Source organism: Cytobacillus praedii (assembly GCF_001439605.1).
Taxonomy (GTDB): Bacteria; Bacillota; Bacilli; order Bacillales; family Cytobacillaceae; genus Cytobacillus; species Cytobacillus praedii.
The window spans coordinates 22,343-28,862 of sequence record NZ_LMBX01000043.1; the positions used below are offsets into that span (position 1 = coordinate 22,343).

Annotated in this window: 5 protein-coding genes; 1 reads left to right on the plus strand and 4 read right to left on the minus strand. The window is 36.6% G+C overall.

What is annotated here, in order from left to right; all coding sequences use genetic code 11:
- Position 1: 1 nt before the first annotated feature.
- From ASU02_RS24825 to cyoE, 4 genes are all read right to left on the minus strand, one after another.
- The gene (locus tag ASU02_RS24825) at positions 2 to 631 is read right to left on the minus strand and encodes a cytochrome (ubi)quinol oxidase subunit III (protein WP_053475467.1); all 630 of its coding nucleotides are present in this window, start codon (positions 629 to 631) and stop codon (positions 2 to 4) included.
- Positions 631 to 2,505 carry a cytochrome c oxidase subunit I gene (gene ctaD / locus ASU02_RS24830; RefSeq protein ID WP_057768197.1) on the minus strand — a complete coding sequence of 625 codons (1,875 nt, stop codon included), beginning with the start codon at positions 2,503 to 2,505 and terminating at the stop codon, positions 631 to 633. The genes ASU02_RS24825 and ctaD overlap by 1 nt, the downstream gene beginning before the upstream one ends.
- 27 nt (positions 2,506 to 2,532) lie before the next feature.
- Positions 2,533 to 3,606 (minus strand): cytochrome c oxidase subunit II, encoded by a 1,074-nt coding sequence (coxB, locus tag ASU02_RS24835; RefSeq protein WP_057768200.1) that lies wholly within the window; start codon positions 3,604 to 3,606, stop codon positions 2,533 to 2,535.
- 254 nt (positions 3,607 to 3,860) lie between these two features.
- Positions 3,861 to 4,799 (minus strand): heme o synthase, encoded by a 939-nt coding sequence (cyoE, locus tag ASU02_RS24840; RefSeq protein ID WP_057768203.1) that lies wholly within the window; start codon positions 4,797 to 4,799, stop codon positions 3,861 to 3,863.
- A gap of 640 nt (positions 4,800 to 5,439) precedes the next feature.
- Here cyoE and ASU02_RS24845 point away from each other — a divergent pair.
- Positions 5,440 to 6,411 carry a COX15/CtaA family protein gene (locus ASU02_RS24845; protein WP_057768206.1) on the plus strand — a complete coding sequence of 324 codons (972 nt, stop codon included), beginning with the start codon at positions 5,440 to 5,442 and terminating at the stop codon, positions 6,409 to 6,411.
- Positions 6,412 to 6,520 lie beyond the last annotated feature (109 nt).

Genomic DNA, 6,520 nt, shown 5'->3' on the forward strand with positions numbered 1-6,520 from the left:
GTTATCCCACCATTCCCATTAAATATACTACTGTAAAAATAAATACCCACACAACGTCGATAAAGTGCCAATAAAGGCTGGCAACATAATACTTCGGTGCATTATATAGATTTAATCCACGTTTGCTATTGCGGATGATTAAAGTAGTAATCCATAGCAAACCAAATGCAACGTGGGCACCATGGAAGCCTACAAGTGTATAGAAGGCTGAACCAAAAGCACTGCTAGTAAAAGTATGACCGAATTCATGCACATAATGGTTGAATTCATAAATTTCAAGACCTAAGAAAGCTAAGCCAAGAACAACAGTGATGCCTAACCAAACTTGCATTTTCTTAAAGTTGAAATTTTTCATGTGATACATTGCATACACACTTGTCAATGAACTTGTTAAAAGGATCATTGTCATTGCGAATACAAGAGGAATCTCAAAAAGATCTTTCGCTAATGGCATGTCACTTCTAGGAACTGAATCTTTCAATGCAAGATATGTCGCAAAGAGAGAGGCGAAAAGAACCGTCTCTCCCCCTAAGAATAACCAAAAACCTAAGAATTTATTTTTTGCCTCGAGGGTTTGTTTTTCAGGCGCAGCAGGCCAAGTTTCAACAGTCATTTTTTCTTCTACATGCATTATGCCTTAACCCCCTTATCATTATCATCAATTAATTCCTCTTTAGGTATATGATAACCATGATCATCCTTAATCGAGCGTACAAACATTGAACCCAATGTAAACAGAAGACCAAAAATCAGGACTGGAATTCCCCAAGTATTTCCTTCATCTCCATGGTACATCGCACCGAATGCAGCAATGAAAAGACCTAAAGAGATTAAGAAAGGAATAAAGGAATTATTCGGCATATGAATATCCCCAAGCGGTTCAGCTGGAGTCATTCCTTTTTTGCCTTCCATTTTTTCAATCCAGTATGCATCTAGACCACGAACAAGTGGAAGCTGCTTGAAATTATAATATGGAGGTGGTGATGATAAAGCCCACTCAAGAGTACGTCCGTCTCCCCATGGATCATTTCCAACCTTTTCATTTTTCACGCTAGTAATAACAACGTTGATCAATAACACAATCACACCGGCTGCCATTAAGAAAGCACCGATAGAACTTACTACGTTTGATGTCTCAAATCCTTGTCCTGGAAGGTAAGTGAATACTCGACGCGGCATTCCCCATAGTCCTAAGAAATGTTGAATAAAGAACGTCATATGGAAGCCAACAAAGAATAATACGAAAGTAATCTTACCTAGTACTTCATTTAACATTGTACCAAACATTTTTGGCCAATATAAATGAGCTCCAGCGAATAAGGCAAACACTACCCCACCAACAATTACATAGTGAAAGTGAGCTACTACGAAATACGTATCATGATACTGGTAATCCTGTGCAGCAGAACCCAGCATAACCCCTGTAACTCCACCCATTAGGAAAGATGGAATAAAGGCAACTGCCCATAACATCGGAGTTGTGAATCGAATGCTTCCGCCCCACATGGTAAATAACCAGTTGAAAATTTTAATACCTGTTGGAACAGCAATCGCCATTGTTGCTACGGCAAAAATAGAATTGGCAATTGGACCTAAACCTGTAGTGAACATATGGTGAGCCCAAACCATGAATCCTAAAAATCCAATTAGCACGGTTGCAAATACCATTGACGAATAACCGAATAATCGTTTTCTTGAGAATATTGCAAAGATCTCAGAGAAAATACCGAAAGCTGGAAGAATTAAGATATATACTTCTGGGTGACCGAAGATCCAGAAGAAATGCTCCCAAATGATGGTGTTTCCACCCATTGCTGCGTCAAAGAAGTTTGCACCAAACATACGGTCAAAAGTCATTAAGAATAAACCGACAGTTAATGGAGGAAATGCAAATAAAATTAGTGCAGATACTACAAATGTTGTCCATGTAAACATCGGCATACGCATATATGTCATACCAGGGGCGCGCATATTAATGATCGTAACAAGGAAGTTTATTCCACCAATTAAGGTTCCTAACCCTGCGATCTGTAAGCCGAGAGCATAGAAATCAATTCCATGACCTGTCTGAGCTATCGAAAGTGAAGCATAAGAAGTCCAACCAGCATTTGGCGCTGCATCTAAAAACCATGATAGATTCAGGAATAATCCGCCGAAAAGGAAAAGCCAAAATCCTAATGAATTTAAAAATGGAAATGCAACGTCACGTGCACCAATTTGCAGCGGCATAACCGCATTCATAAAAGCAAATACGAGTGGCATCGCAGCCAAGAAAATCATTGTTGTTCCATGCATTGTTAGAAGTTCGTTAAATAACCCTGCACTTACAAAATCATTATTAGGTTTTAAAAGCTGAATTCGGATAAATAACGCTTCAAGACCACCGATTAAGAAAAATAATCCGCCAGCTATAAGATATAGGTGTGCAATTTTTTTATGGTCTACTGTTGTTAAGTAATCCCATATCGTTGCCCCAAATCCTCTTTTCTGAGCATTGGTACTCACAATTTTACCTCCTTTATAAACATATCCCTATTCACCTTGAACCTTTAACCCCATTAAGTACGCAGTTAGCGCATCAAGTTGTTCAGGTGTTAATTCACCATAAGTACCAGTCATTTTATTTCCTGGTTTATATGTTTCTGGATCAGATAACCAATTTTTCAAGTTTTCTTCATTATGCTCTAAATACCCTGCGATAATATTACGATCACCAAAGTTAGTTAAGTTTGGTGCCATACGTGCATCAGCAGGTGTACCATTTGAAGGTGTCACAGCGTGACAGCCAATACAACTTTTATTAAAGATTTCTTGACCTTGCTGTGCTAAATCAGTTGTTGCATCCTGAGGTTCCTTAATATTCTGCATATTAGTTACCCACTGATCAAACTCTGCACGCGGAAGGGCTTTAACTTTAAAATCCATCAAAGCATGTGATGGTCCGCAAAGCTCAGCACATCGTCCTTGGAATAATTTATCAGGGTCAGCTTTTTTACTATCAAATTCTAACCAGAATTTATTTACGTTTTCAGTGTTGTTATCCATTTTCCCACCAGCTGCTGGAATCCAAAATGAATGTTTTACATCTGAAGCAATCAAATTAAAATAAACCTTTTCATCGGTCGGAACAATCAGTTCTTGACCTGTTACTATTTTTTCATTTGGGTATTCAAATTCCCACCAGTATAAATTTGCACGCACATTGACAACAAGTGCATCAGAGGTACCGTCTTCATTCTTCTTCTCCATTGCATCCACATCAGCGAAATTGAAAACAGCTGATACTGTCGGAACAGCTAGGACAAGGACTAATAAGATCGGAATCACAGTCCAGATAATTTCCATTGCGTGATTTCCTTCAACTTGGTTAGGAATTTTGTCATCTTTCCGACGGAACTTCACTAATACAATAATGAAAATTACCGCTACTACCGCCATTACAGCAATCATCATAATTGTGCTGAACACCATTAAATCATATTGTTTTTTTGCTACTTCACCAGCAGGTTGTAGCGTAGATAAATATGGTTGACCACTGCAAGCAGAAAGCACGAGCGTCAGAATTGCAAATAATGATACTAGACGCCATTTTGCAAGCCTTTTCATAAGCTAATCAATCCCCTCTTTCTTTAAAATTTCTGTTTGAATTTTTTAATTCAAAAAAATTATGAATAAATTCTTTCAATACTTAGGAAAAGAAAGAATTCCTAACAATAGTTGTTTTTGACATTTTAGTATGTAACTTATTAGTAGAAATTATTATTAAATTGAAACAATTATTCATTTGTTAATAAAAAGAATAAAAATTCGTGCTAATGATACAAAAATAAACAAAAAACTTCATCATTCTACCATTTTTTTTATAAAAGTGTGATTATTACCATAGCTACAAACATGATAGTCAGATATTGTAGAGAGTATACAAACATTAATGTTGCCCATTTTATATCATCCTTGAATTTCCTTGCATATATCCCTGTTGCGATCCAGCCAATATTTAACAATGTGGCAAGGACTAAAAATGGCATTCCTAACTCTGGAAGAAAAAACGGGAGCGGTAATAAAGCAGCAATCCAAAAATAAATATGACGCTTCGTAGTTTTAAAACCTTTTATAACTGGAAGCATTGGGACCCCTGCAGACCGATATTCCTCAACTCTTCTCATAGCAAGTGCATAAAAATGAGGTGGCTGCCAAAAAAACATTATCAAAAATAAAACCCATGCGATAACATCTAGGTTTGCATCAACAGCAGCCCAGCCAATTAAGGGCGGTACAGCACCAGAGAAACTTCCAATAACAGTATTAGATACATACCTTCTTTTTGACCAAATTGTATAAGGAACGATATAGCTAAACACTCCAATTAACCCAATGACTACAGCTGTCATTGTTGTCATCATTAAGAAAAGAGTTCCAGCTATAATTAATAATAAGCTCATTGCTGCAACTTTTGTAGGATTTGCTTTGCCAGTTACAGTAGGTCTTCGCTTAGTTCTTTCCATTAAAGGATCAATATCTCGATCTATGTAGTTATTAAGAGCACATGAACCAGCAATAATTAATCCTGATCCAATTAATGTGTAGAACACTAGATCTAGGTTACTAAAAAAGCCTTTAGATGAAAAATGCAGAGCAAGCCATAATCCTGTAAAAGTCGTAATTAGGTTTGAGTTAACAATTCCAATCTTGATGAGTGAAAGAAAATCCTTCCACGCAGTAGATTTTGGCACTTTATTATCTAGGCCTTGATCATTGTTGTCGATGCCTCCATCAATGACAGCCCTCGTATTAGACATGATTCTATTTCCTCCTTTATCTCTTATCACAAATACACCATTATTCACTACAACTACTATAAAGCATTACAGCTTTCATTGCTATATTTGCAATAAAAAACGAAGGGTACATCCTTATACATTATGTGTACAATACTTTTCCACTATAGATAACGTAAAAACATTGTAAAATTTTTATGTAGAAAAACAGACCTTCCTCTGTATATTAAATCACACTTTCACGAACTTTTGTGAACATTTTTCGAATAAATTGTGAATTTTTTGTGTCAGCGCATTTTTCCTCTTAAAGAAATGTTGTTTTTCTGCCATAATATAAAAGAGTTTATTCATGTCCTTGAGGATCCACTTAGAGTTTCCGAGTATAAGGTAATACTCGTTATTCAAACACCTATTTAGACCTCCTTTCTATTTCTAGCAAACTCTGTAAAAACTTTCAACCCTAAATACTATAAATACAGTGAAAAATAACAAAAATATTGAATAACTAGAATATTTCCAGTAGAATCTGAAAAAGTATCTACTATTTCTGTTCATTTCATATTAAATTCGATATGATGGGTACGATAAACTTATTCAATAACTTTTTTATAATAGTTGTCCATGTATTATGAATGCATTTTTTAGAAGAAGGTGAATAGCTTTGCAACGATCATTGAAATGGCTCGCCGTTTTAACAACAATAGGAATGCTGCTCATATTGTTGGGGGGAGCCCTTGTAACAAAAACAGATTCAGGAATGGGGTGCGGAAGATCATGGCCACTTTGCAATGGTGAACTAGTACCTACCGATATTACACCCGAATTAATTATTGAACTGGCGCATCGCATGGTTTCAGGGGCAGTTGGTTTAATGGTTTTACTTCTTTCCGTATGGACCTGGAAGGCAATAGGTCATATTAGAGAGACGAAATTTTTATCATTTACTTCATTCTTTTTTCTGCTGCTGCAAGGGTTAATCGGTGCTGCCGCTGTCATTTGGGGACAATCAGACTTTGTTCTAGCCCTTCATTTCGGCATCTCCCTTATTTCATTTGCTACGGTTTTATTACTTACCCTCTTAATATTTGAAGTAGACAAAAAATTCGAAGCAGAAAAGGTTATTCTTGATAGTCGGATGAAAAGACATATTATTGGTGTTTCTATCTATAGCTATGTTGTCGTTTATACCGGAGCCCTTGTCCGCCATGTCAACGCAAGCTTAGTTTGCCGTGATTGGCCTTTATGCATAAACAGTTCATTCGCACTTCCTGGAAACATGCACGAATGGGTACAAATGGGTCATCGCGCTGCTGCTGGTCTTATATTTATATGGATTGCCTATATCACTTTTCTAGCAGTAAAGCATTACAAGAATCAAAAGGTCATCTATTGGGGATGGATTATCTCTTTCATTCTAGTCTCTCTTCAAGTAATAGCTGGGGCATTAGTTATAGTTACACGTTTAAATTTATATATTGCGTTAGCCCACGCATTTTTTATTTCTTGCCTTTTTGGAGTTTTGAGTTATTTCATACTTTTAACATCACGAAGTAAGAAAAACGCAATGGCTCTTGAAGAAATAAAGAAGAAAGAGGAAAACAAAGTTCCCGTCCCGCCAGTTACAATTCATTAATACAAAAAAGCGTTGCAGCCACTGCTGCAACGCTTCAGATTGTCGACAAAAGGGGTTCGGAATGGTCTCATTCCGAACCCCTTTTTATAAAAAAGTCCTTAATTTTTTA